Genomic DNA, 1,110 nt, shown 5'->3' with positions numbered 1-1,110 from the left:
AGGTCATAGATATATAACTATTTCAGAATTATTTAACCTCTTTTATAGTGTATCCGGTGTGGTCTAGTGGTTAGGATTCCTGGTTTTCACCCAGGCGGCCCGGGTTCGATTCCCGGCACCGGAAGATGCTTTTTAGTGCGTTGTTCAAACTCTGTCTGATTCCCCAAAACTTGGTTATTGTTATGACGTGTTTATTACGTGCCCTTGCTATGACGTTGGGGGGCTGTTGGATGTAACTATAGCAACAGTCTCATGCTGCCTCCGTGCATGCAATACCTACTCGTTGGGCACTATCTAACCCATTACTTTTGACGGGAACATGCACCCTGGAATACGTATAACTTAAGGGAACGGATGTCTGAAGTATTCGTTTTGGCTTGTGATGTGAAAACAAGAATTGAGCGAGTAATGTATGTATTCACTCCCTGTGGTAAATAGAATGTTTTCAATGCAGAAATACAAAACAATTGATGTCAGGAGTGGGATTCGAACCCACGCCGGGAAGACCCGACTGCGACCTGAACGCAGCGCCTTAGACCGCTCGGCCATCCTGACAGACAAGTGCTTCCAAGTATATTGTATCTATTTCGATGAGTCTGGTTATTCGTAATGTATTCTGACTCATAAATTTACTAAAATAAAGGATTTTGTTTCGAATTAAAAATTCCGAATTGATACATTCAACCTCTTCACATATATACTAACTACGGAATTGAAGTAGGTGACGCGTTTCGAATGCGCATGCACAATGCACTGGATGGGGAGTTTGTTATGTAGGCTAAATGATGTGTTGAAAACCAGATCCGGTGTGGTCTAGTGGTTAGGATTCCTGGTTTTCACCCAGGCGGCCCGGGTTCGATTCCCGGCACCGGAACATGTTCTTTTGTATTTTTAAGTGTTGAAATATTTTTTGGATTTATATGTATATATTTCCAATTGTCAGTGAATTGTATTCATTATCTATTTTTGGAATTTTTTTTCATTATTCTGAGAATGTCTCGCCTAAATATGATTCGGTGCGGTAGTGTTTAAAGCGTAGGTCATAGATATATAACTATTTCAGAATTATTTAACCTCTTTTATAGTGTATCCGGTGTGGTCTAGTGGTTA

3 tRNA genes are annotated in these 1,110 nt (G+C 40.5%); 2 read left to right on the top strand and 1 reads right to left on the bottom strand.

Annotated elements, in window-relative coordinates:
* The first annotated feature begins 52 nt into the window (after positions 1-52).
* Positions 53-124: transfer RNA gene (locus BOW06_RS12825), tRNA-Glu, on the top strand.
* Between the two features lie 347 nt (positions 125-471).
* Here BOW06_RS12825 and BOW06_RS12820 read toward each other — a convergent pair.
* Positions 472-555, bottom strand: a tRNA-Leu gene (locus tag BOW06_RS12820).
* A 247-nt stretch (positions 556-802) separates the two neighbouring features.
* Between BOW06_RS12820 and BOW06_RS12815 the strand changes: the two genes are divergently transcribed.
* Positions 803-874, top strand: a tRNA-Glu gene (locus BOW06_RS12815).
* The last annotated feature ends 236 nt before the right edge of the window (positions 875-1,110 follow it).

Origin of the sequence: Solemya velum gill symbiont, assembly GCF_002020255.1 — a bacterium.
Classification (GTDB): Bacteria; Pseudomonadota; Gammaproteobacteria; order Chromatiales; family Chromatiaceae.
The sequence above is the reverse complement of the archived record's forward strand: the minus strand, read 5'-3'. Positions and strand labels throughout refer to the sequence as shown.